25 protein-coding genes and 3 pseudogenes are annotated in these 25,714 nt (G+C 61.0%); 12 read left to right on the top strand and 16 right to left on the bottom strand.

The genetic code is table 11. The annotated features are described in order from the left end of the window. The first annotated feature begins 34 nt into the window (after positions 1-34). Positions 35-1,306: a 4Fe-4S binding protein gene (locus ACTQWE_RS06400; RefSeq protein WP_441856729.1), complete on the top strand. Its 1,272-nt coding sequence runs from the start codon at positions 35-37 to the stop codon at positions 1,304-1,306. Positions 1,307-1,351: 45 nt separating this feature from the next. Beyond that, complete coding sequence (ychF, locus tag ACTQWE_RS06395; RefSeq protein WP_441856728.1) at positions 1,352-2,425, top strand: redox-regulated ATPase YchF; 1,074 nt, start codon at positions 1,352-1,354, stop codon at positions 2,423-2,425. A 148-nt stretch (positions 2,426-2,573) separates the two neighbouring features. Here the strand turns inward: ychF and ACTQWE_RS06390 are convergent, their stop codons facing one another. Together ACTQWE_RS06390 and ACTQWE_RS06385 are read right to left on the bottom strand one after the other, a co-directional pair. Next, complete coding sequence (locus ACTQWE_RS06390; protein ID WP_441856727.1) at positions 2,574-4,232, bottom strand: LCP family protein; 1,659 nt, start codon at positions 4,230-4,232, stop codon at positions 2,574-2,576. 50 nt (positions 4,233-4,282) lie between these two features. Beyond that, on the bottom strand, positions 4,283-5,743 hold the full coding sequence (locus ACTQWE_RS06385; protein WP_441856726.1) for an LCP family protein: 1,461 nt from the start codon (positions 5,741-5,743) through the stop codon (positions 4,283-4,285). A 290-nt stretch (positions 5,744-6,033) separates the two neighbouring features. Between ACTQWE_RS06385 and guaA the strand changes: the two genes are divergently transcribed. The 5 genes from guaA to ACTQWE_RS06360 all read left to right on the top strand — a co-directional run bounded on the left by guaA (position 6,034) and on the right by ACTQWE_RS06360 (position 14,659). Continuing rightward, the gene (gene guaA / locus ACTQWE_RS06380; RefSeq protein WP_170103640.1) at positions 6,034-7,623 is read left to right on the top strand and encodes a glutamine-hydrolyzing GMP synthase; all 1,590 of its coding nucleotides are present in this window, start codon (positions 6,034-6,036) and stop codon (positions 7,621-7,623) included. Positions 7,624-7,721: 98 nt separating this feature from the next. Further along, positions 7,722-9,023 carry an ATP-binding protein gene (locus ACTQWE_RS06375; protein WP_441856725.1) on the top strand — a complete coding sequence of 434 codons (1,302 nt, stop codon included), beginning with the start codon at positions 7,722-7,724 and terminating at the stop codon, positions 9,021-9,023. 312 nt (positions 9,024-9,335) lie between these two features. Next, on the top strand, positions 9,336-12,167 hold the full coding sequence (locus ACTQWE_RS06370; RefSeq protein WP_441856724.1) for an NACHT domain-containing protein: 2,832 nt from the start codon (positions 9,336-9,338) through the stop codon (positions 12,165-12,167). Between the two features lie 540 nt (positions 12,168-12,707). Further along, positions 12,708-14,000 (top strand): ATP-binding protein, encoded by a 1,293-nt coding sequence (locus tag ACTQWE_RS06365; protein WP_441856723.1) that lies wholly within the window; start codon positions 12,708-12,710, stop codon positions 13,998-14,000. A 392-nt stretch (positions 14,001-14,392) separates the two neighbouring features. Beyond that, a complete protein-coding gene (locus ACTQWE_RS06360) occupies positions 14,393-14,659 on the top strand; it encodes a hypothetical protein (protein WP_441856722.1) in 267 nt (88 codons plus the stop codon). Positions 14,660-14,721: 62 nt separating this feature from the next. On the opposite strand, the gene ACTQWE_RS06355 is transcribed toward ACTQWE_RS06360, so the two are convergent. Continuing rightward, a complete protein-coding gene (locus ACTQWE_RS06355; protein ID WP_441856755.1) occupies positions 14,722-14,898 on the bottom strand; it encodes a hypothetical protein in 177 nt (58 codons plus the stop codon). Between the two features lie 134 nt (positions 14,899-15,032). Next, positions 15,033-15,344 (bottom strand): annotated as a pseudogene (locus ACTQWE_RS06350) (hypothetical protein); the annotation flags it as partial. 199 nt (positions 15,345-15,543) lie between these two features. Here ACTQWE_RS06350 and ACTQWE_RS06345 point away from each other — a divergent pair. After that, positions 15,544-16,131 carry a TetR/AcrR family transcriptional regulator gene (locus tag ACTQWE_RS06345; RefSeq protein ID WP_441856721.1) on the top strand — a complete coding sequence of 196 codons (588 nt, stop codon included), beginning with the start codon at positions 15,544-15,546 and terminating at the stop codon, positions 16,129-16,131. Here ACTQWE_RS06345 and ACTQWE_RS06340 read toward each other — a convergent pair. The 4 genes and pseudogenes from ACTQWE_RS06340 to ACTQWE_RS06325 form a co-directional block, all read right to left on the bottom strand. Then, positions 16,128-16,274, bottom strand: a complete 147-nt coding sequence (locus ACTQWE_RS06340; protein WP_441856720.1) for a hypothetical protein — start codon at positions 16,272-16,274, stop codon at positions 16,128-16,130. The two genes, ACTQWE_RS06345 and ACTQWE_RS06340, sit on opposite strands and share 4 nt — an antisense overlap. Continuing rightward, on the bottom strand, positions 16,271-16,450 hold the full coding sequence (locus ACTQWE_RS06335; protein ID WP_441856753.1) for a hypothetical protein: 180 nt from the start codon (positions 16,448-16,450) through the stop codon (positions 16,271-16,273). The genes ACTQWE_RS06340 and ACTQWE_RS06335 overlap by 4 nt, the downstream gene beginning before the upstream one ends. A 740-nt stretch (positions 16,451-17,190) precedes the next feature. After that, positions 17,191-17,526, bottom strand: a pseudogene (locus tag ACTQWE_RS06330) (GH25 family lysozyme); the annotation flags it as partial. An 85-nt stretch (positions 17,527-17,611) separates the two neighbouring features. Further along, positions 17,612-17,659, bottom strand: a pseudogene (locus ACTQWE_RS06325) (hypothetical protein); the annotation flags it as partial. Here ACTQWE_RS06325 and ACTQWE_RS06320 point away from each other — a divergent pair. Continuing rightward, complete coding sequence (locus ACTQWE_RS06320) at positions 17,640-17,987, top strand: hypothetical protein (protein WP_441856754.1); 348 nt, start codon at positions 17,640-17,642, stop codon at positions 17,985-17,987. The pseudogene ACTQWE_RS06325 and the gene ACTQWE_RS06320 sit on opposite strands and share 20 nt — an antisense overlap. Here the strand turns inward: ACTQWE_RS06320 and ACTQWE_RS06315 are convergent. Together ACTQWE_RS06315 and ACTQWE_RS06310 are read right to left on the bottom strand one after the other, a co-directional pair. Further along, positions 17,968-18,186: a hypothetical protein gene (locus ACTQWE_RS06315; protein WP_441856719.1), complete on the bottom strand. Its 219-nt coding sequence runs from the start codon at positions 18,184-18,186 to the stop codon at positions 17,968-17,970. The two genes, ACTQWE_RS06320 and ACTQWE_RS06315, sit on opposite strands and share 20 nt — an antisense overlap. Before the next feature lie 66 nt (positions 18,187-18,252). Then, positions 18,253-18,546, bottom strand: coding sequence for a hypothetical protein (locus ACTQWE_RS06310; RefSeq protein ID WP_441856718.1), 294 nt, complete (start codon positions 18,544-18,546; stop codon positions 18,253-18,255). Positions 18,547-18,972: 426 nt separating this feature from the next. On the opposite strand from ACTQWE_RS06310, the gene ACTQWE_RS06305 reads away from it, so the two are divergent. Beyond that, complete coding sequence (locus tag ACTQWE_RS06305; RefSeq protein ID WP_441856717.1) at positions 18,973-20,199, top strand: ATP-binding protein; 1,227 nt, start codon at positions 18,973-18,975, stop codon at positions 20,197-20,199. Between the two features lie 167 nt (positions 20,200-20,366). Here the strand turns inward: ACTQWE_RS06305 and ACTQWE_RS06300 are convergent, their stop codons facing one another. From ACTQWE_RS06300 to ACTQWE_RS06290, 3 genes are read right to left on the bottom strand one after another with little or no spacing between them, the layout of a single operon-like run. Further along, a complete protein-coding gene (locus tag ACTQWE_RS06300; RefSeq protein WP_081920133.1) occupies positions 20,367-20,582 on the bottom strand; it encodes a PF20097 family protein in 216 nt (71 codons plus the stop codon). Positions 20,583-20,619: 37 nt separating this feature from the next. After that, complete coding sequence (locus ACTQWE_RS06295; RefSeq protein ID WP_441856716.1) at positions 20,620-21,036, bottom strand: hypothetical protein; 417 nt, start codon at positions 21,034-21,036, stop codon at positions 20,620-20,622. A gap of 23 nt (positions 21,037-21,059) precedes the next feature. After that, positions 21,060-21,671: a TetR/AcrR family transcriptional regulator gene (locus ACTQWE_RS06290; RefSeq protein ID WP_441856715.1), complete on the bottom strand. Its 612-nt coding sequence runs from the start codon at positions 21,669-21,671 to the stop codon at positions 21,060-21,062. 111 nt (positions 21,672-21,782) lie between these two features. Between ACTQWE_RS06290 and ACTQWE_RS06285 the strand changes: the two genes are divergently transcribed. Together ACTQWE_RS06285 and ACTQWE_RS06280 are read left to right on the top strand one after the other, a co-directional pair. Continuing rightward, the gene (locus ACTQWE_RS06285; RefSeq protein WP_441856714.1) at positions 21,783-22,040 is read left to right on the top strand and encodes a GyrI-like domain-containing protein; all 258 of its coding nucleotides are present in this window, start codon (positions 21,783-21,785) and stop codon (positions 22,038-22,040) included. 596 nt (positions 22,041-22,636) lie between these two features. Next, complete coding sequence (locus ACTQWE_RS06280; protein ID WP_441856713.1) at positions 22,637-23,359, top strand: SAM-dependent methyltransferase; 723 nt, start codon at positions 22,637-22,639, stop codon at positions 23,357-23,359. 285 nt (positions 23,360-23,644) lie between these two features. Here ACTQWE_RS06280 and ACTQWE_RS06275 read toward each other — a convergent pair whose 3' ends face one another. The 3 genes from ACTQWE_RS06275 to ACTQWE_RS06265 form a co-directional block, all read right to left on the bottom strand. Beyond that, a complete protein-coding gene (locus ACTQWE_RS06275; RefSeq protein WP_170103645.1) occupies positions 23,645-24,079 on the bottom strand; it encodes an alpha/beta fold hydrolase in 435 nt (144 codons plus the stop codon). Positions 24,080-24,200: 121 nt separating this feature from the next. After that, positions 24,201-25,211: an NADP-dependent oxidoreductase gene (locus tag ACTQWE_RS06270; protein ID WP_441856712.1), complete on the bottom strand. Its 1,011-nt coding sequence runs from the start codon at positions 25,209-25,211 to the stop codon at positions 24,201-24,203. Further along, positions 25,208-25,714 (bottom strand): Rrf2 family transcriptional regulator, encoded by a 507-nt coding sequence (locus ACTQWE_RS06265; RefSeq protein WP_170103647.1) that lies wholly within the window; start codon positions 25,712-25,714, stop codon positions 25,208-25,210. Before ACTQWE_RS06265 ends, ACTQWE_RS06270 begins: the two co-directional genes overlap by 4 nt.

Raw genomic sequence — 25,714 nt, 5'->3', positions numbered from 1 at the left:
TACAATTGCAGTTCGGCAACACGAAGGGGGAGACATGGCCCAGAAGCGCGACGTAATCGACGACCTCATTGACATCCAGAGCGACTGGAAGGCCGTCAAGAACCCGTTGGGCGGTCTGGCCGGCTCCCTTGCCGTCGACCCCGAGAACGCGAACTTCTACGACCCCTCGGACTACAAGGAGCGTCCGCGCGCGAACTCCCTGTTCTGCACGCGCGTTGCGTCGGAGGGCGCGGACGACTGCCACCGGTGCCTGGACGTATGTCCCGTGGATGCCATCACCGTCACGAAGAACGCCGTCAAGATCGCCGACAACTGCCGCAAGTGCGGCCTGTGCAGCGTCGCCTGCCCCACGGAGGTCTTCGTCGCGTACAAGGTCACCCCGAAGAGCCTGTACGACAGGATCTCAAAGGCGGCGAGCGAGTACGAGCAGTGCTACATCACCTGCACGCGCGCCCTGGGACGCAACCCCAAGGACAACGAGATCCTGCTGCCGTGCGTGGGCGCCGTGTCGCGCGAGACGTGGTTCGCCCTGCTGAGGGAGTACGACAACCTGAGCGTCTACCTGCCCCTGGGCATCTGCGACAAGTGCCGCAACGTCACGGGCGAGGAGGCGTACGCGAACGAGATCGCGGCAGGGGAGGAGCTGAGCCACGGGGCCATGGGCCTCGAGGTGGACGAGAAGGACCTCACCCACGAGCAGACGCGCGCCTACAAGCGCAGCCAGTTCATGTCGACCATGGTGAAGGCCGGCACAGCGGCGCTCGCCACCACGAACCCCGCGATGTCGGGGGCCGCCGCGATTGCCGAGAAGGTGCGCAGGCACTCCCAGCAGATGACGGAGCTCCAGAACTCCCTCGAGCGCGCGGTCGGCGCGAAGACGACGGAGAAGCACCGTCGCATCCTCACGCAGAACCGCAAGCTCATGCTCACGACCATCCAGAAGGACAACTCACTCGCCGAGGGCTTCGACCTGAAGATCCCCAAGTGCGACCCGGAGCTGTGCACCGCCTGCGGCGACTGCGTCACGACGTGCACGCTGCACGCGTGCGACCTGGACGGGCACGGGCACTTCTCGGTTGAGCCCGCGTACTGCGTCAACTGCGGCGCCTGCGCGAAGGTGTGCCCCGAGGGGGCGCTCTCGATGGTGGACTGCGACAAGAGGGAACTCGTGGTTCGCGACGAGGAGGCAGAACGCCGCAAGCGCGCCGCGGCAAAGCAGAGGGCTCGGATCGAGAAGACGAAGGCCGAGGGCAAGAAGCAGCTCAACAGGGTGCTCGACGGTCTCGAGCGCCTTGCCGACGAATAGCCTAAGCAAGGCTCCCACAAGTTTCTACCAGACGGAGATGAGGACGTGTCACTTTCAATCGGCATCGTAGGTCTGCCCAACGTGGGCAAGTCGACCCTGTTCACCGCGCTGACCCGCAAGGGCGGGCTCTCGGCCAACTATCCCTTCGCCACGATCGACCCCAACGTGGGCATCGTGGACGTTCCCGACGAGCGCCTGAACAAGCTCGCCGAGATGGTGCATCCCGCAAAGATCGTTCCGGCCTCCGTCGAGTTCGTCGACATCGCAGGCTTGGTCAAGGGCGCCAACGAGGGCGAGGGCCTCGGCAACCAGTTCCTGGCGAACATTCGCAACTGCGACGCCATCTGCGAGGTCGTCCGCTTCTTCAAGGACCCCAACGTCATGCGCGAGACCGGTCGCACCGGCGAGTTCGTGGACCCCGCGGCCGACGTGGACACCATCCAGACCGAGCTCATCCTCGCGGACCTGGGCTCGCTCGAGCGCTCCATCCCCAAGCTCGAGAAGGAGGCGAAGCGCGACAAGGAGATGAAGCCGCGCCTGGACGTCGCGAAGCGCCTGCGGGACTGGCTGAACCAGGGCAACCGCGCCGCGACCCTCGACCTCACCGACGACGAGCGCGCCGCCGCCCACGACCTGTTCCTGCTGACCATGAAGCCGATCCTGTACGTCGCGAACTGCGACGAGGACCAGCTTCACGACGACCTCACCATCCAGGGCCAGAAGGCCATCCCCATCTGCGCGGAGGTCGAGGCCGAGCTCGCGGACCTCGACGCGGGGGAGGCCGCGGAGTACCTGGAGTCCATGGGGTTGGAGCACTCCGGCCTCGAGACCCTGGCCCAGGCGGCGTACCACCTGCTTGGCCTGCAGAGCTTCTTCACGGCCGGCCCGAAGGAGGTCCGTGCCTGGACCGTCCGCATCGGCGCGAAGGCCCCGGAGGCCGCCGGCGTCATCCACTCGGACTTCGAGAAGGGCTTCATCAAGGCCGAGACCATCAGCTACGACGACTACGTCAGCCTCGGCGGCGAGCAGGGCGCGAAGGAGGCCGGCCGCATGCGCATGGAGGGCAAGGACTACGTCGTGCAGGATGGCGACGTCATGGTCTTCCGCTTCAACGTGTAGCGCATAGCAACGCATGCGCCGCCCATCGCGTAGACCTTGCGCGGATCTTGTGCGCGGGCGAGAAGAACGCTCCCCTCCGGCTTTGCGTCAGCCCGGAGGGGAGCGTTTCTCGTCTTGGTGCCCTGGGTGCAGCGACCCGCGGCGGCCCCTAGTTCGTGCCGGAGACGGCGTTGCCGCCGGCGGACGTCGTGCCCGTAGCGCCCGTCGCGTCGGCGGACTTGGCGGAGCCGTCGATCCAGTCGGCGCCAAACACCACCACGACGTCGGTCGAGGTGTCCCACGAGCCGTCGTTCTTCACCGGCGCGGCGGAAAGCCCCAGCGTCTTCGCGACGCCCGCCGCCTTCGCCTCCGCGTCGCCGTTGTAGTAGACCGTCGTCTTCGCCTGCAGCGCCGGAGCGTCGTTCGTCGTCGCCGTGAAGCCGGCGCCGGTCAGCGTGGACGCGCCGTTGCCGGCGACGCCGGCGGTAGAGGTGCCGTTCAGCACGAGCACGGTGCCAGCGTACTCCGGGGTCACCTGCGTCGCGCCGCCTGCGCCTGCGCCGCTGGAAGACGAGTCGTCCCCGGTCGAGGTGCTCACTCCCACGGACCCCGCGACGCCCGCGGTGAAGTCCTGCGACGCGTCCTCGTACGGCGGTAGGCCCCTGTTCACGCGGTCCATGATCTTCTTCCACGCGGTCGTATCGCAGATCTCGTACCACGTGTTGTCGACGTACTGGCTCAGGGTGGGGCATTGGCCGGAGTACAGGTCCTTCTCGATGTCTATGCCCTTGAAGCCCGACGCGAGCGACGCAATGGACGTCACGTCCATGTCGGTCGTGACGTAGCCGGAAAGCGTCGTCACCGTGGGGACGATGGTCGAGGCGCCGCCCTTCATCACCTTCTTGATGACCGCGCCAATCAGCATGCGCTGGTTCGCGGCTCGATAGAAGTCGCCTCCGCCGTAGCTGTCGTACGCGTGGCGCGCGCGGCCAAGCAGCGCCGCCGTCTTCCCGTCGAGCTTCTGCTTGCCCGCGGGCAGGTCGAGGCCGGTGTACTTCGGGTCCTTCACCGCCACGGGCAGGTCAACGGTCACGCCGCCGATGGCGTCGACCACCTTCGCGAAGCCGTCCATGTCGATCTCGGCGTAATGCGAAATGTCCACGCCCGCGAACTCGCTCACGACCTTCGTCGCGTACGCGGCGCCGCCAAACGAGTACGCGGCGTTGATCTTCTGCTTGCCGTTCGAGCCCAGGTCGACCAGCGTGTCGCGCGGGATCGAGATCAGCGTGACCTTCTTGTTACGCGGGTCCACGCGGGCCAGGATGATGGTGTCTGTGCGGTATGCGCTGTAGTCCTTGCCGTAGTCCTTGCTCTCCGCGCGCTCCTCGTCCTTGTCGATGCCAAGCAGCAGCATGTAGAACGGGTCGCCGGGGTCCTTCGTCTCCACAAGGGTGTCGCGCAGCTTGTCGTCCACGCCCGAGGTGATGGCGGTGTTGATGTGGTGCACGTACGCCGCGACGGCGACGCCGCCCGCAACCACCAGCGCCACCAGAACCAGCAGCACCGCGCGCAGCACGTGGTGGCGGCCCCGGCGCTGGCGTTTCTCGATGTAGTCCGCCGCGCCCTTCGCGCGAGAATAGCGCGGCGCGTTTGGGTTGGCGGCGCCATGCGGCATCGCGACAGCCCCCGCGGCCGAGGCGCCGTGGTGCGTCCGGGCGTCGGCGTGATGTCCCCTTGGTACGTCCGGCAGCGGGGCCTGGACCTGAGGCCGAGCTTCGCCCTCGTTCGTGCCTGCCTGCTGCGGCGCCTTTGCGCTGTGCTTACCCAAGGTTCCTCCTTGCGCGCGGCCTCCTGGCCCGGAAGCCGCCGTGTGTCGCGTTAGCCCTGGTCGCTTCCAAGGATAACGATAACGTCCTGCGTGTTCACGTAGCTTCCGTCGTTTGCAATCGGCTCAACATCAAGCCCGAGCGTCTTCACGACGCCCTTCGCCTCCGCGAGCGCGTCGTCGCCGTTGTAGATGACCTTCGTCTCGCGCGTGGTCTCGGCCGCGTTGCCGGCGACCGCGTCAAAGCCGGCGCTCGCGAGGCTGTCCGCGCTCCTTCCGGCCAGGCCGTCGATGCCCGATCCGTTCAGCACGCGCACGCTGCCCTCGAAGGAGGGTTCCACGTCGCCCTCGTCCCCGTCCGAGCCCGAAGAGTCGTCCGCGCTCGAGGACTCGTCCGATGAGCTCGAACTCGACTTCTGCGCGGACCCGTTTGCCGCTGCGATGCCGCTCGTGGGGTCCTCGTCGGAGCTGGAGTACGGGCTCTTGCCCTTCTCGACGCGCTCCATCATCTTCTCCCACGCGGATTCGCGCAGGATCTCGTACCAGCCGCCGTCGACGTAGCTGCTGTCCGTGGGCGCCATGCCGGTCATGATGTCCTTGCTCGTGTCCATGCCGCGCATCTCGCTCGCCAGCGACACGATGTCCGTCGCGCTCATGTCGGTGTGGACCATGTCCGCCATGGCCGTCACGGTCTTCGTCATGGTTGCCACGTCGCTCGAGAGCACCTTCTTCGCGACGGCCGCGATGACGGCGCGCTGGTTTGCGGCGCGATAGAAGTCGCCCGCCCCGTAGCTGTCGTACGCGTGGCGCGCGCGGCAGAGAAGGGCGGCCTTCTTGCCATTGAGCTTTACCTTGCCTGCGGGCAGGTTCAGCTTGGTGTACTTCGGGTCCTTCACGGCGACGCCGAGGTTCACGGTCACGCCGCCCACGGCGTCCACGACCTCCTCCATGCCGTCCATGTCGATCTCGGCGTAGTGCGATATCTTGACGCCCGAGAGCTTCTGCACCGTCTTCACGGCGAGCGTCGGACCGCCGAGCGCGTAGGCGGCGTTGATCTTCTGCGTGCCGTACTTGCCCATGTCGACCCTGAGGTCGCGCGGGATGGACACGAGCGTGGCCTTCTTCTTCTGCGGGTCGATGCGGACCAGCATGATGGAGTCCGAGCGATACGCCCCCTCGCTCGACCCGTACTCGCTTCCCTTCGCGCGCGCCTCGTCCTTGTCGACGCCAAGCAGCAGCATGTAGAACGGCTTGCCCGCCTCCTTCTTGGAGAGGGTGCCCAAAAGCGAGCTGTCGATGTTCTTGCGCAGTCGCGAGTTGAGGTTGCCCAGGTAGGCGGCCCCAAGGCCGACGGCGGCCACCGCAAGTGCAAGCACGCACACGAGCACCGTCCTCGCGATGCGGTGCGTCCTGCGCCGGCTGCGGGCCTGCGCGTAGTGAGCGCGCGAGGAGCCGCGGGAAAGCCCGCGCGCATCGCGAATGAGGTCCTCGTCGCCCATGTTCTTGCGCGCCACGTCGTGTCCTTCCGTCAGAGCTGCGCCAGGGGATGCGTACAACCAACTAATATTACCTGCGAGAACATGCCACCTTATGAAGTACACAAAGCCTGTCGGAGCAGTCGCCCTGCGCCCCCCCCGCAGCTCCCCTCGACCCGCGGTCCTGAACCCCCGCCCGCGGGTGCCGTGGGCGGATGCGCGACGGGCGGATGTCTGTTCTTCTCGCGCGCACGCGCTGTCGCGCGAGCAAGGCGGGCGCAGTAGTGGCATGATTGGTTGGTTCACCAAGACACTTCGCGGAGGAATCAATGCAGACTTCAAGGCCCCAGCAGTTTGTCGCAGTCTTCGACTTCGGCGCCCAGTACGGCCAGCTCATCGCACGCCGCGTGCGCGACCTTCACGTCTATTCGGAAATCGTGCCGTGCGACATCTCCGCGCAGGAGATCTCCCGCATGGCGCCCTCCGCCATCATCCTCTCGGGCGGCCCGGCCTCCGTGTACGCGGATGACGCCCCCGACATGGACGAGAAGATTTTCTCCCTTGGCATCCCCATCCTCGGCTTCTGCTATGGCCAGCAGATCATGTCCGTCAAGCTGGGCGGCGAGGTCGGCCACACCGAGAAGGGCGAGTACGGTCCCGCGACCATCACGCGCCAGGGCACAAGCCGCATCCTGGACGGCACGCCGGACACCCAGACCGTGTGGATGAGCCACCGCGACGCCGTGGCGCGCGTGCCGGAGGGCTTCACCGTCACGTCGACCACCGACGTCTGCCCCGTCGCCTCCATGGAGGACGCCAGCCGCAATCTCTTTGCGACGCAGTTCCACCCCGAGGTGCGCCACACCGCATACGGCAAGACCATCCTGGAGAACTTCCTGTTTGGCGTCTGCGGCCTCAAGCGCGACTGGACCATGGACAACATCATCGACGAGAAGGTCGCCGCGATCCGCGAGCAGGTGGGCGACAGGAAGGTCATCCTCGCGCTCTCCGGCGGCGTCGACTCCTCCGTCGTGGCCGCGCTCGTGCACCGCGCCATAGGCGACCAGCTCACCTGCGTGTTCGTGAACCACGGCATGCTCCGCAAGGGCGAGCCGGAAATGGTCGAGGAGGTCTTCCGCAAGCAGTTCAACGTGCCCCTGGTCCACGTGCACGCAGAGGAGCGCTATGCCAAGCTGCTCGCCGGCGTGACGGACCCGGAGCAGAAGCGCCGCCTCATCGGCACGGAGTTCTGGAAGGTGTTCTTCGACGAGGCCCAGAAGATCGGCGACGTCGAGATGCTGGCGCAGGGCACCATCTACCCGGACATCATCGAGTCCGGCGCGCGCAAGACCGGCGGCAAGGCCTCCACGATCAAGAGCCACCACAACCTGATTCCGTTCCCGGAGGGCGTGCACTTCGACCTCATCGAGCCGCTCGACCACTTCTTCAAGGACGAGGTCCGCGAGCTCGGCGTCAGCCTGGGCCTTCCCGCCAAGATGGTGTACCGTCAGCCGTTCCCCGGTCCTGGCCTTGCCATCCGCATCATCGGCGAGGTCACGCCCGAGAAGCTCGCCATCCTGAAGAACGCGGACGCCATCGTGCGAGAAGAGCTGGACGCCTACAACGAGCGCCTGTTCCAGGAGACCGGCGAGCGCAACAGCGAGCACAGCTGTTGGCAGTACTTCGCGGTCCTGCCCGACATCAGGAGCGTCGGCGTCATGGGCGACGAGCGCACGTACCAGCGCCCGGTCATCGTGCGTGCCGTCGAGTCGTCCGACGCGATGACCGCGGACTGGGCGAAGCTGCCCTACGACGTGATCGGCCAGATCTCCAGCCGCATCGTCGACGAGGTCGACGGCGTGAACCGCGTGGTGTACGACGTGACGCCCAAGCCGCCAGCAACGATCGAGTGGGAATAAATTCCGCCTGATTTTCTCCAAAACTGGCTCTATTACGGCCTTATTTTCGCCATCTTGTGCGAAAATAAGGCCGTAACCTTTTTAGGGGAGGAGCTTGCATGGAACGATTCCTCATGGACGAGCTTGTTGCCTGGAAGGACGGGCCCCGCCGCAAGCCGCTCATCCTCAACGGCACGCGCCAGGTTGGAAAGACGTGGCTGCTCAAGGAGTTCGGCAGGACGCAGTTCGAGAACGTCGCGTACGTGAACCTAGACGACAACCCAAGGATGCGCGAGCAGTTCGAGCTGGGCTACGACATCCCGCGCATCGTCTCGGCCATCCAGTTCGAGACAGGGGAGGTCGTGTCCGAGGGAGGCACCCTCATCGTCCTCGACGAGATCCAGGCGTGCCCGAAGGCGCTCACCTCCCTCAAGTACTTCTGCGAGGACGCGCCCGGGTACGCGGTGGCCGCAGCCGGCTCGCTTCTGGGCATCACCGTGCACGAGGGGAGCGGGTACCCCGTGGGGAAGGTGAACACGCTCGATCTCCATCCCCTGAGCTTTCGGGAGTTCCTCGCCGCGACGGGGAATCGGCCGCTCTGCGACCTCATCGACACGGGAGACACGAGTCTCATCAACGGCTTCTCAAGCAAGTTTGTTCCGCTCCTTCGCCAGTACTACTACGTCGGGGGGATGCCGGAGGCGGTGAGCGTCTTCCTTGAGCGAGGCCTCTTGGAGGATGCGCGCGAGGTGCAGCTTGAGATCCTGCGCGGCTACGAGCGCGACATCTCGAAGCACCTGAGCAGGGCCGAGACCGAGTACGCGCTCGCCGCGTGGCGCTCAATCCCGTCGCATCTCGGTCGCGAGAATAAGAAGTTCGTGTTCAGCCACATCGCGCAGGGCGCGCGGGCACGGAACTATCAGACGGGCATCACGTGGCTCACGCAGGCCGGCATCACGACCCTCGTCCGCAGGATCTCGAAGCCCGGCATCCCCTTGGCGCCCTACGCCGACGACGCTGCGTTCAAGCTTTTCCTGGTGGATGTCGGCCTGCTTGGGGCGATGGCGCAGTTGGACAAGGAGACGGTCGTCGGGGGTAGCGAGATCTTCGAGGAATTCAAGGGCTCCCTCACCGAGCAGTACGTCTGCCAGCAGCTCGTCTCCGACTGCGGGCTCACGCCGTACTACTGGTCGGCCGAGAACTCATCGGGCGAGATTGACTTCCTGGTACAGGGCGCGAACAGCGTCTACGCCATCGAGGTGAAGGCAGAGGAGAACCTGCGCGCCAAGAGTCTCAGGGCGTTCAAGGAGTCCCATCCGGAGATTAAGCCCGTTCGCTTCAGCCTGTCAGGCTATCGCGAGCAGGACTGGATGAGGAACGTCCCGCTGTACGCGATGTCGAACATGGGACTGTGGGGGTAGGTGCGGGGTCAAGCGAGTGAACTGGTGAAGAGTGAGGACGATAGACGGTGTCTTCATATTTCTAGCACGCTATGTGGGAAAACAGGGGACGCAAACAGAAAGAATAATTCGGGGAAGGGGTCATATTTCATTTCTACAAAAGCCTTGCCAACGCCAAATTGTAAATATAGGAGCATGCTTTTATCGACACCTTAATTATCCTAAACGCCTCTGGTTGTGCCTCGTGTTGATGGGGGGTACTCCCCGAAACTGAACAATGAATTCTATAATTATACGTAAACCCATTTCCCATTCTTCTCAATAGGGGTGTGCGTGAACTTGCTGGATTCCATTGGAGCGGAACTACTTTCCCGGTCAATTGATTGGGGCAGGACGCAAATCAAAGGCCTGGCAAATAGAAAGAAGGTGGCTGAATTAATTGAACAGGCTACAACGAGGGCTTCCATGATTCCTTCGTGCGTTGATCTGGGCGCAAAGTTCAAAAACACCTATCTTCTAGAGGAGCTGCTAGCCCATCGAGCCCTTATTGATATTGGAAAAGACGAGGCCATATGCACGTTTCTCGGTGAAGGTTACGACGATTCCGCATACAAATTCGTTGCAGAATTCTGGGATTCTTTAGACATTGTCACGTCGACGGGAGAGGAATCGCTAGCAGCCAGAAAAGCAGTCGAGGGAACAGAAGCTGCAAACAGAAAGCTTGATGCTTTGCTCAAGGTTTCCGGAATCGCTCAGAAAGACGGGGAATCCCAAAGAGAGAGACTAACAAGTTACTGCAGCTCTCTCATCAAATGCTATAACACGGCGGCTATCCCCAGACACATCAAAATGAAAGGTTCGGTTGAGTCTCTACCACAGTCGGCACTTCCGAAAGATGGACAATCCGTACTCATCTATGCCAATCCCGGTATGGGTAAGAGCGAATTGATGAGGTTCGCCGCGGCCAGTCTTGCAAGGTCTTGGATAGATGGAAAGACCGATAGGGTTCCGGTGCTCCTCGAAGCGCGTGGATGGTCGCGTCAGTACTCAAGTTTGATTGAAGGCGTCACTAGAGCATTATTCGGCTGTGCGACCGAAGCGTCAATGTGTTTCATAAGGGACAATCCTTCGCTCTTTTGTCTCATCGTGGACGGTCTCGACGAAGCCCGGAGCGATAGAGACCTTCTCCTCTCGGAGCTAGCACATTATGCGCGCTTTGAGAAAAGCCGGCTCATCTGTTCCTCGCGCTTTGAAAAAGACGGTGAGCGAATAGGGATTAGCAGCGCATCCTTGCAGGGCTTCACCGAAGAAGAGGCCATCTCGTATCTTAGCAATAGGGGTGTAAATTCGCCTCAGAGCGTATTGAGAAGGTTCAGTGAAGCCGGGCGCGAGCTGATGCATAACCCATTGCATCTTAGATGCCTGGCTGAATATCTCCGTACCGAAGGGGGCGATTCAGCGCCTCGAAATCTCGCGACAATTTACGGCGCATGTATAGCCTCCATGATCGAGTCGAAGACCGATTCCAACGGGAATCTGGATGCCGACTATCTTCAGCAATGCTTGGGATCCTACGCATTAGAATGTTTAGTCGCTCAAGACATCCCTCCGTGCAGAAGCTTCTTGCTCGAAAGATGTGAACCCAAAGAAGCTGAGAGGATAGAAGGGGCCGGCAAGGATTCCGGCCTTCTCGTCGTTGTTAACGGAGCAGTCGAGTTTTCACATGTAGTTCTCCAAGAATACCTGGCGGCTATCTTCCTTGCCGGCCGGCAAAATGATGAAATCGAATCATTCTGCGAACGCCATGCGAGAAACCCCCTGCTGGAAAACTTCTTCAAGATTCTGTGTGGTGTGGCTGCCAAAGCGGAGAAGCAGGCATTGGTTCTCGACTGCCTCGAGAACAGAAACTTGGCTCTATTCATGGAATGTTTGCGAGAGAGAATGAACCTCTCTGACAAAATGGAGGAGCGGCTATGTAAAGACGATATCGATGGAATTGCCAAGCAGGCCTTTGTAACCTACCTAAATATTACGAATCGTTATTTGGGTAAAACGAAGTCTCATATTCCGTTTTGGAAAACGCTCTCTTCTCCCGATGCGCCAATTCGTATGGAGGCGAGCTATAGCGTTTCGACCACAGTTATGCGAATCGTGCTAAAAGAGCGTCATCCTGGAGAGGATTCCGTCGCCGTCGAACTTTCTAATGATGGTCGGGGACCAGTAATGGTGGGCCCTGACGGTTCCGTTGCCCCGATATTATCAATGAGGATATCGAATCGGCCCGAAACCCATATCTATCGAATAGGTGCCGTTTACGAAGGGATTGATTGCGCCAGAGAGATGGCGATATCGATGATAAACGACGATCTCAAAGGATTCTTCGATTCTGCAGAGCCTATTCTCAGCGAGCCGATAGGAATGAAGACCGCTTTCACGGAGGAAGCGCTTTGGCGCAGTCGTATATGGCGTGTGGACGAGAAAGGTGGGCGGCAGCATATTAGTCTTCGCAATTGCACTGCTAAAGGATTGGCTCAAACGCTCGGCGGGAAACCGGAATATAACATCAGTGTCGGCGGGGTGGATATTCCGGCAGGATTACTCCCCTTTCTTGTCAGGATGATCGAAATCGCACCGGAAGACCATCTGCAATATCTGCCTCCAGCTCCAGATAATAGGGGCGAAGGATGCCGTCGGGTCTGGGAGGCGTACACAGACGATACTTTCGAATCTTGGTGCAAGGTCGTGTTGCCCGAATGCGAGAAATCATACAGACAGTTCATTCGCACCTTCATGGAAGGGATTGGAGAATACCTTCCTGCCTATGCCGGCGGGCCCTATGCCTTGAAGGCAACCGTTGAACCTGCCGACGAAAGTGAGATCCTTCCTGACAGATGCCTTCACGTAACCAGGTTTCCGGTCGAAAGTGAAGAGGAGATTCAGCTTGAATTCGACGATGAATTCTTCTCAAGGGGCTTCACCTCAGCTGGATTCAAGGAGCGAGCTCAAGGTTATATCCGGGCGGCAAGGCTTTTGGGAAGACCGACGGGCGGATACTGTGAATCGTCATTTGGTGGATCACCTTTGTTAACCGAAAGAATCTATATACATAATGAGGTGCGCAAGCGTATCCAGAAAGAAGTCAAAGCGCTATTTAAGCTACGCTAGACACTGTGTGCTAAAAACCGTTTATGCTTGAGATACGTTGTGTTGGCGGTGGTCCCCGTATGTGTCGTGCGAGGATTCCCGCTCGTATCGCACTTCGCGGACAGATAGGCTTCGCTCTCCCGCACTCGCCCCGCACCATCACCTTTGGGCTATGATTCTGCTCGCGCGTTCGATTTACCGCTCTGCCTAACTTTGACTTTAAAGGATTTTTCTAAAGCTATTCCTCTATGGGATGAATAGGGACTGGCGACCGTCAGAAAGCAGCCGTCTGTCTCGAAGCTTTTCTTTGCTTTGGAGAAAGCGCTAATCCGGTCACGACGGGATATGGGGCGGTGCAGAAATCTGAAAAAGACGACTTGCTCAAACAATATACGCTGCCCGATGGCTCCAATTATTCAAAGCAAGGAAGGACTTCTCAGCGTTCTTGATTCGATTTTTTCGCTGATGTCTTTATAGCCACACCCTCTGCTATTGAGAAAAAATGCCGCATGCGGCAAAATTACTCAATAGAAGTCGATCGGGAATCAAGGCGAGGCACACATGGAAATCAGGCGGGACCGATACCTCAACAGGCTCATCGACCGCATGCACAACGGCATGGTCAAGGTGGTTACGGGCATTCGTCGCTGCGGGAAGACATACCTGCTCTTCAACCTCTTCGGCGACTACCTGCGTTCGGAGGGGGTCGACGACGAGCACATCATCGAGGTTGCGCTCGACGTCGAGGAGAACGCCGCCCTCCGCGATCCCGCTACTCTGTCCGCCCACCTACGCTCAAAGATCGCGAGCAGGCACGAGCAATACTACGTTTTTCTCGACGAGGTCCAGTACGCCATTTCGCGCGAGGAGCTTAAGAACCCGGACGTTTCGCCGCGGCTCTACGGTGTGCTTAACGGGCTTCTGCGCATGCGCAACGTCGACGTGTACGTGACGGGAAGCAACTCGAAGCTCCTCTCGCATGACGTCATGACGGAGTTCCGGGGGCGCGGGGACGAGGTTCGCGTGCGGCCGCTGTCCTTCTCCGAGTTCATGCAGGGCTTCGATGGCGATCGCTACCAAGGCTGGGCCGAGTACACGGTGTACGGCGGCATGCCGCTTGTGGCATCAATGCGCACGGACGAGCAGAAGGCGCGCTACCTCGAGCGGCTCTTCGAGGAGACGTATCTGAGGGACGTCGTGGACAGATATGGCGTCAGGAGGCGAGGAGAGCTCGATGATCTCGTGAACGTGCTTGCCTCCGGTATCGGAACGCTTACGAATCCGAGCAAGCTCGAGAACACGTTCAGGAGCGTGCTTCATTCCAAGATCTCCTCGAACACGATTTCCAGCTATATAGGCTACCTTGAGGACGCCTTCGTCATCGAGGAGGCGCGGCGCTACGACGTGAAGGGGAGGGGCTACATCGGCAGTCCCCTGAAATACTACTTCGAGGACGTGGGGCTCCGAAACGCGCGGCTCGGCTTCCGTCAGGTCGAGGAGAGCCACATCATGGAGAACGTGGTCTACAACGAGCTCAGGGCGCGCGGGTACTCCGTGGACGTTGGCGTGGTCGAGAAGCGCGTCCGTGAGGAGGGCAGGGACGTTCGCAAGCAGCTTGAGGTCGACTTTGTCGCCAACAGAGGCTCCGACCGCGTCTACATCCAATCGGCATTGGAGATGAGGACTCCCGAGAAGGCCGCACAGGAGAAGGCCTCCCTGCTCGGCATCAATGACAGCTTTAAGAAGGTTGTACTTGTGCGCGACGTGGTGAAGCCCCTGCGTGACGAGCGGGGCGTGGTCACGATGAGCGTGTTCGACTTCCTGCTCGACGAGAACAGCCTTGCTGGGATTTAGGTTGGGGTGTGCCACGTTGAGTTCACTTTTGAGTTCAACTCGGGTGCTTAAGAACCGGCCGATTCCGATGAATGGGGCGACGACGGTACACCACGTAGACGAGAGGCCACGAAAATGCGCGATTTAATTACTGAGTGGGAATAAAATTCTCAACCTGACGCTTCTCGGCACTCCCCGATACAAGACGGTGTTTCCGCAGGTAGAATATCAGATTTGTGAAAACGCTGCCAGGCACATCCAGAGCCTTCAAGGCACTCCTTGCTGCATCCTTTGTCCATGAATTTGTCCATGGATTGCAGCGGGGGTGCCTTGCTTTTGCTACCGGTTTTGATGAAAAGAGAAGCGTCATAATCAACGACGAGAAGTGGGAAGAGCTCAAGCAGAACGAGGACATGGCATACTTCCGCGCAGACCTCTGCCTGTACTCACCCGAGAGCTACAGCCTCGACGAGAAGAAGGACATCTGCAACGGAATGATGGAGACCAGCAAGGCGATGCTCGACGCCATGCGCGAGGATTTCGAGAGCATGCCACCCGAGCTTCGCAGCAAGCTCCCCGACATGCTCTGCGCCTCCGGCGTCGAGAGCCCGCAGTGGTGGTGGGATGTGCTCGTGGGCGACGGAGACCCGCTCTGCCGAGAGCTGGAGCCGCTTAGCTAGAACGGGGCCCATAAGAAGCCAGGAAGGCCGTCTATCACGTTGATAGGCGGCCTTCCGCCGTCCTACCCGTTGGTCTCCACGCGCGTCGTCTTTCCGAGCAGAAAAGCGAGCCCGATGCCGACGAAGGCCATGAACGGGGTCCACATGATGGCCGCCGTCCCGCCGAGGAGCTTGCACACGCCGTAGACCGAGAACACGCCCAGGTGCTGCACCACGCCGCTCGCGATGGCGGCTGCCATACCCCTGCCCGAAAGCAATCCGTCCCTGCGACATGCGTACACGAACCATACGAACAGCGGGATGAAGCAGAAGAGCCCGTCACGTTGCCGGGGTTGCCCAGCAAGTCTCCGCCAAGCGCGATGGTGCCGCCGATGTGCGTGAGCCCGTTCACCAGCATGAACCCGTAGCTCATGAGTCCCACGACGGGCCTCTTCCTGCCCAGTGCCGCCGCTATGGGGAACGCCACGAAGATGATCATGATGTTGATCTCGGGGAACACGACGAGCGGCAGCTGCCCGAACATGTCCCAGAGGCCGCGCTCCATGAAGGCGGTCACCAGGTCGAACCGGCCTCCCGTCACGTGCAGCCCGTACTCCTCGAACACGTGACACAGGTACACCGGCACCGGCAGCCACGCGAGCCAGGCGGCGTCGCGCCAGAGCCCCACGTCCGCGCGCGAGCGCATGACGTCCGTCGAGAACAGGAGGATGAACAGGACGATTGCCCCGCCCAGACCGACCCACGGCCAGGCGAGGTACGCGACCTCCGAGAAACCCATATGAAGCCTTTCCCTCGTATATTCTCTGCCTGCATTATAATTAGCCGCATGTGCCAAATAAACGGCCACATGAGTGCCAACGTGCCAATTACGAGGGGGTTCATCCATGGCGAGGCCGAGGTACCAGTGCGACGAGCAGACGGCCCGCGAGAAGATTGTGGAGGCCTTCTGGCGGATGGTGGAGGACGGTCCCTACGACAAGGTGAGTGTGCGCGGACTCGTACGCGAGAGCGGCGTGAACAAGAACACGTTCTACTACCACTTCGAGGATGTGGATGACCTCGCACGGCAGGCGACCAGGGACGTCCTTGAGCCCGCGCTCCTCCTGGAGCTGCTCTCGATGATGCAGGGCGGGGCCGCGCACGTTCAGGCCCGATTCCATGACCCCGGTTTCGCGAAGCGGATTCGAAGGGTCCGAACCATCGTGCGCGCCAAGGGCACGCCCGAGCTTCAGGACAAGCTGAAGCAAGCCATCGCCGACGCATGGGCCACGGCGCGCGGGTTCGCCTTCTCCGATCTCGACGAGCCACAGCGCATCGCCCTGGAGTTCGCGCTCGGCGGTATCATGTCGGTGCTCGCCCACACGAACGAGGACGGCTCGGAGACGACTCCGGATCAGGTGATCGAATCCGGTGTGCCCCAAGCCGCCCTGGTCGTGTTCGACAGGTTCCCGGCCGTCAGGCCGCAGCCCTAGCCTTCCTCGTGCAGCCGCCGTATCTCGTCGTACATCTCGAACAGCGGAACCAGCGGCAGCAGCACCAGCATCAGCAGCAGACACCCGACGATCCCGAGGAGCCAACCCGCCTGCTCGCCGAGCCAGGCGAGCCTCTGCCTCATGACAGCATCTCGTTCACGCGGGAATGCACGATCGAGTAGTAGGACCCGAGCCTGCGCCTCCGCTCGTCTCCGTTGCCGTAGTCGCCACGGATGACCGCGCGGGCCATCGCGTCCACGCCAACGCTCGTCTTCGCCGTGGCGGCAGCGCCAAGGATCTCGTTCACCCTCTTCTGCACGGCTGAGTACTTGTCTCCCAGGCGCCGCTTCCTCTCGTCGCCGTTTCCGAACTCGCCCACGATGACGCGTCGCGCGAGCGCGTCCGCGTCGTAGGAGGCAGAGGAGCCACCAGAGAGGATCCGGTTGACCTCCGCCTACACCTCGTCGTACCGGCTGCCCAGCGCGGCCCTGCGAGCATCGCCATTGCCGAAATCGCCTGCGATGACCCTCGCCGCAAGCTCTGACACGTCGCCGGAGGGCGCACCAGAGCCGGTAGGGCCGAGGCCGTGCCGGTGTCGGCCTTGCGGTTGTAGTGGAGCGCGCCGTCCCAGCTGCCACGGTAGTAGTCCTGGATGCGGCTCTCGCGGCCCGTCTGGTCGCCGGGAGCGCCGTCGATGCCGCCGGTCCAGTTGTAGCGCGTGATGAGCCCGTCGTAGGGCGTGCCGGCGAGCGCGAGCTCCCACGCCTCGCACACCGCGCTGGAGCAGTCCCGGTCGCCCTTCTTCACCTCGATGGTTCCAGTGTCGGTGACCACGCTGCAGTAACCGCTTGTGCCGTGACGCCCTGGCTGGCTGCAGCCGCACTCAGGGCAGTTGCAAAGGTGCTCCATGATTTGCTCCGCCACGTTGGCGCGCGATATAGCCACTTCCTTCACCGCCTCGGCGGTGTTTGAGCCGACAGCCTTGCATCGCGCTTTCCGATCGGCCTTGGTGCCATAGAACAGGTCGAGGTCCAGGTGCCCCGCGTAGCCGGGAATGCGCCCCGTGCTCGCGTATTGGAAGATCAGCAGTGAGTCCCACGCACCGAAGTCCCAGTCGTCCGTCCAGGGTTCAGACTTGAACCCCGTCTCCTCGTAGTTCGGGTACTGTGCCACCCATAGCGGGTAAGCCTTGGCCACGCTGGTCCAGTCGTAGGAGAACAAAACTGACTTGCTCGTGTAGATGCCGGGCTTCACGCCGGTCTTCTCGCGCACGCGGTCGAGACACTTCTTCGCCCATGTGGGCCCCAGGGCCAGCGCGTCCGCCTCCCAGTCCAGGAATGGGATCGCCTTGCCGACATAGGGCTTGAACGCCGCGATGAAGTGGTCCGCCTCGGCCTCCGACGAGCCCTCGTACCCCTCGGTCCCGCGCGTAGTGGTAGCAGCCGAGCAGCTTGCCCGCCGCCAGCGTCTCGTCCGCGTGCCTCTTGAAGCAGGCGTTGGTGTAGCCCTTGCCGCCCGTTGCCTTCACGATCACGAAGTCGCACGTCGTCATCTTCGAGACGACCAAATCCTCCTACCAGGAGCTGATGTCGATGCCGTTGAGCCCCATTGCCGCCACCCTTCGGGATTACGATCTCCTCGCCGCTGCCGAGCGCCGCCATGACCGGCGAGAGCACCGCCATCACGAACGCCACGACGAGCGCCCGGATCGTCGGGTCGAGCACCCCGAACCCGATGATCAGGTCGATGTTGGCGACGAAGACGCCGAGCACACCCTGCACGATCGTGCGGGCCAGGCGCTACTGCCACTCGTTTCCAGCCAAGAACTTCTCCATCTCATGCCACCTTTCCCTTGATCTCCTCTATGTCGTGCTTGGCCGCCGCCATGTCCTGCTCAAGCTTGTAGGTGCACTCCAGGACCTGGTTGTGCTTCTCGACCTTGGCCGTGAGGGTGTCCAGCTTGACCTCCATGACGGCCCTCGACTTGGAATTGGAGAGGATCACGCCGACAAGCGTTACGACCCCGGTTATGCACGCGACGATGATCGATTCCATAAAGAACTGCCTCCTGAGCTCGCTGTTACATCCTCAGGAGGCAGTGTCCAACCGTGTCACAACCTGCTAGGCCGCCGTAAGGTACCCCGGCGTGCTCGCCGTGTCGATCCGGAAGTACGTGTACGCCGTCTTGGAGCTGGCCCACACGGTGCCGTTGCCTCCCACGAGCGAGGTAGAGCAGTTGTAGAAGCACTGCGACCCGCTGACGCCGCTCGAAGGCGGGGCCCAACTCGCGTCCGCGTAGATCGCGGTCAGCCTCTTGCAGCCGGAGAACGCGTAGTACAGGTCGGTCAGCGCCGAGGGGCCGAACCCGCGGAAGTCCAGCGCGGCCACCGAAGCGGAGGCGAACGCGAACCGCATCGAGCGCACGCATCCGCAGGTCAGGCGTGCCACTTTTCGGTCGGGATTCGTCACTCTCGGGCCGGGGCTCGCGCAGCAGCATTCGGGCCGTCTCGGGGCGTGTGGCCAGTTGCGCGCAACCGGACGGCGCTACCGCAGATTAAGGCTGTCACTCTTCGGTCGGCGGAAAATACTCTTCGAAAGTGACTACACGGCCTGTAGTCACCCCCGGCTACACGGTGACTACACGTTTTCCGAGAGCGAAGAGTGACGAGAACCGCAGGTCACTCGCCCTGCTGACTACGCAGAAGCGGGTCATGCAACGATTGAGTGGGAATAACGATAAACCCAATTTAAGAAACCAATTATCCAAAATATTAAAATATTGGTGCCTTAAACGCCAAACTTCACCTCCTGGCATATAATACAGCCAGGAGGTGCTCTACCATGAGGCTATTTCGCAGAGAACGATATCTGAAGAAGATTCGCCCATTCTACGATGATGATCTGATAAAGGTCATCACGGGAATACGCAGATGCGGAAAATCGTGCCTCATGGCGACCATCGTCGAAGAGCTCAAGGAACGAGGGGTCCCAGAGAAAGACATCGTTTACCTCGATCTCGACAAGCGCGGCAACCGTTCCATCAAGACACCCGACCAACTAGAGGCCGCAATCGAATCGCGGCTTGTCGACGATGACTTCAAATACCTCTTCATAGACGAGGTCCAGAACGTCCGCGGCTACGAAGAGGTCATGAATGCCTTCAACACCGATGGCGGCTTCTCAATCTTCATAACGGGCTCAAACTCCTATCTCCTCTCCGGAGAGCTCATGACCAAGCTCACCGGGCGCTACGTCGAATTCGAGATGTTCACCTTGTCGTTCAGCGAATTCCTTGCCATGAAGAAGTTCCTGGGAGTCGAGAGGAAGGACGACGGGGCTGAATTCGAGGAATATCTTCGCTACGGCGGTTTTCCCCGCTCCCTTGAATATGATGACGTCGAGGCGAAGGCCCATTACGTTGAAGACGTCGTGAAGCAAATCATTAAGAAGGACATCCGGTCTCGAAACAAGATACGAAACGTCGAAGCCTTCGAGCGCGTAATGACCTACGTCATCAACAACTACGGCGCTCCGACAAGCCTTACCAATCTGGTCGACCACCTGAGAAACATTGAGAAGATCGCCGTCGAGAGAAGGACCGTGTCCGCGTACATCCAGATGCTCGTCGACGCAAAGATCCTCTACAGATGCCAGCGCTTTGACCTGAAATCGAGGAAGTCCCTCAGGGGAGAGGAGAAGTACTACCTCGCCGACCCCGGGATCTACTTTGCCCGGAACGTCGATGTACGGCTGAACTTTGGCCCCTCCCTGGAGAACGCGCTCTATGTCTACCTGAGGTCCCGGGGGTACAGGCTCTCAGTCGGGCGAATCGGCAAGCTGGAATGCGACTTCATCGCCAGGAAGCACGACCTCTACGCCTACATACAGGTATCCATGACGATTTCTGACCGCGATGTGGAGGAGCGCAAGTACAGGCCGTTCAGTCACATCAGAGACGGGTATCCACGCTACCTTTTCACGCTGGACCCGCTCCTGCAGCGGCGCGAGGGCGTCAGGCACCTCAACATGATCGACTTCATGAAAGGCGACGAGGACCTACATTGGTAGGTGGTATAGAGGCTCAGCTACCAAGTAGCTTGGATACGTGCGGAACCCCCTGCCTCGAAAAGCTCCGCACTACTCGACAACGTACCCCGAGGCCTCGAGAGGGGCGTCTGCGGGTCGAGCATGATTGAGGGCGGAGGCAAGCGTATCGGCGCAGAGCGTGGCGGGAGCTAGTGTTTGAATGCAACAACCTTGCAGCCCGCGCAATGCCAAGCTTCCACGCTAGTTCGGCATCCTAGTTTCGGTTCGGTGATTTGCACGAAGCCCTCGGCGTTCCGCGCGTTCTCGAAAACGCCGGGAACCCGACTTGCGAACCCGAAAGCGCCGTCTTTGCTGGCAAACAACCAACCTTGTTCCATACTCGCGCCACATTCAGGGCAGTTCATAGTCGCTCCTTTCCATGCATTTTGTTATCGGTCGGGCTTACAGCGCAATAACCCTCGCGATTTCCACGACCATGACCTTCACGGCAACGCCTGATGCCATAAACCAAAAGCAGAGTTCTTTAGCCTGTTGCGAGTTCGCGATGAGCATGGCGATTGCAGACGCGATTATGACGAGGGCGCCAATGCACCCTACAGCGGTTGGGATACTGACCAACGGGAACAACCCGGCCGCGCAACTCCCATCGATGGAGGACTGAATGGTCTTGTCCAACCCGTCGCGAGCCGCCGCGAAACAGCAAACGACAAGGCCGAACGCAAGGAGCAGCAGCCCCCGCATTCCCCAGTGCTGGACACTGCCGCGATTGACGATCGTGTAGCCGATGAAGACGACAAGACCAAGAATCATGATCGTTGTGGCTGTGGTGGTCGTATCGCCGAAGTAAAGCTTTGTCATTGGGAACCCTCCTTACCCGCTGCTCAACGAGCCTTTCCCGCTTCCATCTGGTCGATGAATCGGCTCACATGATCGTCCAGCAGCTCCATTGCGCGCGCTTCGCTCATCCCCCCGTCGGACAAGCCGTATAACAGGAATATCGGCCCATAGAACTCCAGTGCAAGCTGCCAAGCCGCGTCTTCAGAGCCTGTAATCTCACCGAACACCGACGCCATGTATTCAACGGGGCCGCCTGCCAAATACTTTTGGTACAGCTCGGCCATGCCCGAATCCCGATACTGCTCCAACGTCAGCATCTTGCGAAAACGGGAGGGGAATTCCTCCTCCGTCCAATGCAGGAACTGCGCCTTGCTGTATGCGCGGATCTTCTCGGCGGGAATCTCCTTATAGGCAGCAGTGCCGCCCAGCTCATTCCCCGGCATGGAGAACCGCTGCGACCGCTCAGCGTCCAGCTCATCCATCCGCGCGACGATGTGATCCAAGATTTCTTGTTTGCTGGCGAAATGCTTATAAAGGGCGGCCTTCGAGATCCCGACCTGCTTCGCGATATCGCTCAAAGACGCACCCAGATACCCTTTTTCGGAGAACAACCGCAGCGCTGCTTCTGTGATCCGATCCTTCGTGCTCGGTTCCATATCAGTCCTCTCTATACTAGGTGACCGAACGGTAACTAAGTATAGTTACCGTTCGGTTACCTGTCAAGAAAGCATGCAAGATGCCGAGAGGCGGGCAATCTCATCGAGAGCGTGGGCGCCGCCACGGGCGCGCCCTGCCCGGAGGGCATGGAAGAGCGCGTCGTTCCCGCCGCGACGTACGCGGTCTTCGACTGCGCAGGCCCGATGCCCGACGCGATGCAGAGGCTTCAGCACCGTATCCTCGCCGAGTGGCTGCCCAGCTCGGGCTACGAGTGGGCATCGAAGTCCGACGTGGAGGCCTACTTCGGCCCGAACATGACAGCCGACTACTACAGGAGCCAGGTCTGGCTTCCGATAGAGAAGCGCTAAGCGTAAATCGAACATAGAAAGAAACAACGGTCTAGAGGCGGACGTCGCCCTGCTTGCCTCCTTCGCGCTCTGGACCGCGCTGGTCCAGAGCGTCGACGTCCAACTGGTGGGCCAGAATAGGACGGAAACATCTCCGCCTTCCCTTCGGCAACGAGGAAGCAAATCGTATCCAGCGTGGTCGGCGGGGATGCACGGTCCCTCTTCAAACGAAAACGCATCTGGTGCAGTCATGTGACTGCACCTCCGAGAATCGATATGCACAATTATCTCACGATGAAACCAAGAGAAGCTCCCCCAGCGTTTATCGGAACCGTGAGAAGTCACCTACCGTTCCGGCCATCGGAGATTCAGCGCCATGTTGGTTACGCGCGCCTGATGCCTGCGACCAGTTGCCGTACGACTGTGCTCGGTTGTATACTGCGCACGACGGGGCAGTCGTGCTCCGTGTAAACACATCTTAGGGGATGTCTTTTTGGTCATTGTTCTTTAGGGAACGGTTAATCGCAGATTGCTTTTGAAAAGGCCGCATCAAGGCCTTGTGCTTTTGCGCCGTTCCGCACCTGTTTTCATCATCAGCTCAGCAAACAGGAGTAAAAATGAACAACTTCCCAAAAGCGAATAGCTTTGACGTCAACCTTGTCCGATCAAAGATCATGGGCCCCAATCCGCTTAAGCTCTGCGAGGAACTTCTTCGCGGCGTGAATATCGCGAAGGGGTCGCGCGTGTGCGACCTCGGCTCCGGCACTGGTATAACAAGCGTGATGCTTGCACGCGAATACGGGCTCGACGTGTACGCCGTCGACCTGTGGAGCGACCCCGATGAGAATCGCGCGTTCTTTCGCGAGATGAGCGTTCCGGACGAGCGGATTCATCCTGTCAAGGCCGACGCCGCAGAAGGCCTGCCTTTCGAGCCGGAGTTCTTCGACGGCGTGGTGAGCATCGATTCATATAACTATTTCGGACGCGATCCGCACTATCTGGGGGAGAGGCTTCTTCCGTATGTGAAGTCTGGCGGAAGGATCTGCCTTTCCATCCCCGGCATGGTGCGCGACTGCCATGACGCGCTGCCGGCATGTCTGCTCGCATCCTGGGACGCAGAGCAGCTTGATTATATGCACGATTTGGCTTGGTGGCGAGAAGTGATTGGCCAAACGAGCGGTGTAATTATCGAGGATATGCACCAGATGACGTGCACGTCCGAGGCGTGGGTTGACTGGATTACCTGCGATAACGAGTACGCTCAAGGCGACCGTGTGGCCGTTGAGGCGGGTGCGCTCGAGTTCTTGAATACCATCGCGGTCACGCTTGTAAAGGCCTAGGCTAGGTAACTGAAAAATGGGGCGTCGGGCGCTTCTCGTGCGTCTTGCTACGCGTGAGAGCCTTGGTGCGGCAACCATCCGATGATAAAAGGCAGTCAGTCACCTGAAAACGAGGGGTAATCGAATGCCGGGGGATTCAGCCCCCCGGCATTTTCTTTGCCTAGGGAGGTTTCGCATGAGGGAGCTCTCGGCTCCAAGACGAAGAGGACCTGATCCTCCTGCTTTTCGGCAAGCTGGAGGCCTTGCAGGCCTACGACATCGTAAAGATCTACTATGACGCCGGCGTTAGCCCAGGAATTCGTCGACCTCGTCGGCAAACTCATTTGGATACTGGAAGAGCGACCCGTGGCCGGCATGAGGGTAGAGCACCAGTCGGCTGCCGTCGATTTTCTCGTGCATCGCATTCGAGTTGGGCGTGGGGACCATCGCGTCGTCGTCGCCGTTTGCGATGAGCGTGGGGATGCGAACGAACGACAGGTCGTCTTGCGCCGCCCTTCCCCAACGCCTGATTGCCTTGAGCTGGGCGAGAAAGGCAGGCGCCGTTACGGGCGCGTCCTGGTTGGACGGTGCCCTGGAATAGAGCTGCGCGAACGTGGCGTTTGCCGCGGATTCCCCAGTCGCGTCGTCCGTGAAGAAGATGTAGCGCTTCATGTCCTTGCGCCTGGCCACCGCGTGGAGCATGTGGCGAAACGTGACGAACGTCACGCGATCGACCCCCATGCCGCCACGAGGCGCCGTGCCAACAAGGATGAGCCTGCGGACCGTCCGGCGGCAAGCTCACGGTATGCAATGCGCCTGCCGCCTACGTCCACGTACGAATTGCCCGTATTAAGGTACGACACTACGCCTCATCGATGCGCAGCAGCGTCTTGCCCTGCGAGTGACCGGACCTCACGCGCTCGAGGGCGTCGTTTACCTGGTCGAGGCCGTACGTGCCGTCGATCGATACGGCAAGCGGTCGCTCGGCGGGGAAGAGCTCCGCGACGCGCGCGAGCTGCGTGCCATCCTCGTGCACAAAGATGAAGTCGTACGTCTGGCCCTTGCGCGCGGCCATCTTGTCGAGCTTGCGACCCGCAAGGCCAAACAGCGCCCGCTTGAGCGTCGGCAGCCCTTCTCGCCTGGCGAAGCGCCCGTTGGGCACGCCGCGTAGCGACACCAGGTGTCCGCCGGGCTTGAGCACGGCAAACTCGTCCGGCAGCTCGCGCTCGCCCAGGGTGTCGAGCACGCAGTCCATGTTGTGCAGCTCGTCGACGTAGCGCTGGGTCTTGTAGTCGAGAAAAACGCTGGCTTCCAGGCTGCGGACGCGCTGCTCGTTTTGAGCGCTGCCGTTGGTCGCGACGGTGAGGCCCATGCGCGCGGCGATGGGGATCGCCATGGCGCCGAGGCTGCCCGTTCCGCCCGAGATGAACAGCTTCTGGCCCGGCCGCGCCTCCATGAGCTCGAGCGCCTGCAGCGCCGTGAGCGCGGTCAGCGGCACGCACGCGGCCTCCTCCATGGAGAGGTAGCCGGGCACGTGCGCGAGCGCGGACTCGTCCACGGCGGCGTACTCCGCGAATGCGCCGATCTTCGTGAGCGGCATGCGTCCGTACACGCGGTCGCCGGGCTTGAACCTGCCGGCTGCGGCGCCCGCTCGCACCACGGTGCCGGAAAACTCGTTTCCCATCACGAGTGGCGTGCGGTAGGGCACGATCAGGCGAACATCGTCGCGGATCACCATGTTGTCCAGCGGGTTCACCGCCGCGGTGTGCACGCGCACCAGGACCTCGTGCGCCCCGGGCTCCGGGGTGGGGATGTCTCGCACGGCCAGGGCCGCACCGTTCTTGTCGTACCTGTCCAGTATCGCGGCCTTCATCGGTCTTTGCCTTCCTGATCGTGGACGCTCGCGGCGCCCGCCTCACTGCCCTCGCTGGCCTCGCTCTTCTCGCCTGCGGGGCCCTTCTCTATCTGCTCGCGCATCCGCTCGATGCAGTCCGCGAGCGTCGCGCCGGCAAGCTCGCGCTCCACCACCCGCTCCGCCTCGCGGAACATCCCGTTCAGCACGGGGCGGATGTTGCGCCCCACGATGCACTCGTCGCTGGGGTTCTGGTGGACGTCGAACACGTGGACGTCCTCCGTCTGCTCGACCGCGCGGTACACGTCGAGCAGCGAGATGCGCTCCGGCGCCTTGAGCAGGGAAAACCCGCTTACGCCGCGCCGCCCCTCGATGATGCCGGCACGGCCGAGCCGCGTGGCCACCTTGCGGACGTAGCTTGCGTTTGTGCCCACGCTGTTCGCAATCTGCTCCGAGCTCATGGGCTCGTCGGACTCGGACGTCAGTATCAGTAGATGGATCGCCACGGAGAACTTGGTGTCCAC

Source organism: Parafannyhessea sp. LCP19S3_B1 (assembly GCF_052121955.1).
GTDB lineage: Bacteria > Actinomycetota > Coriobacteriia > Coriobacteriales > Atopobiaceae > Parafannyhessea.
This window is presented reverse-complemented; position numbering and strand designations above follow the sequence as displayed.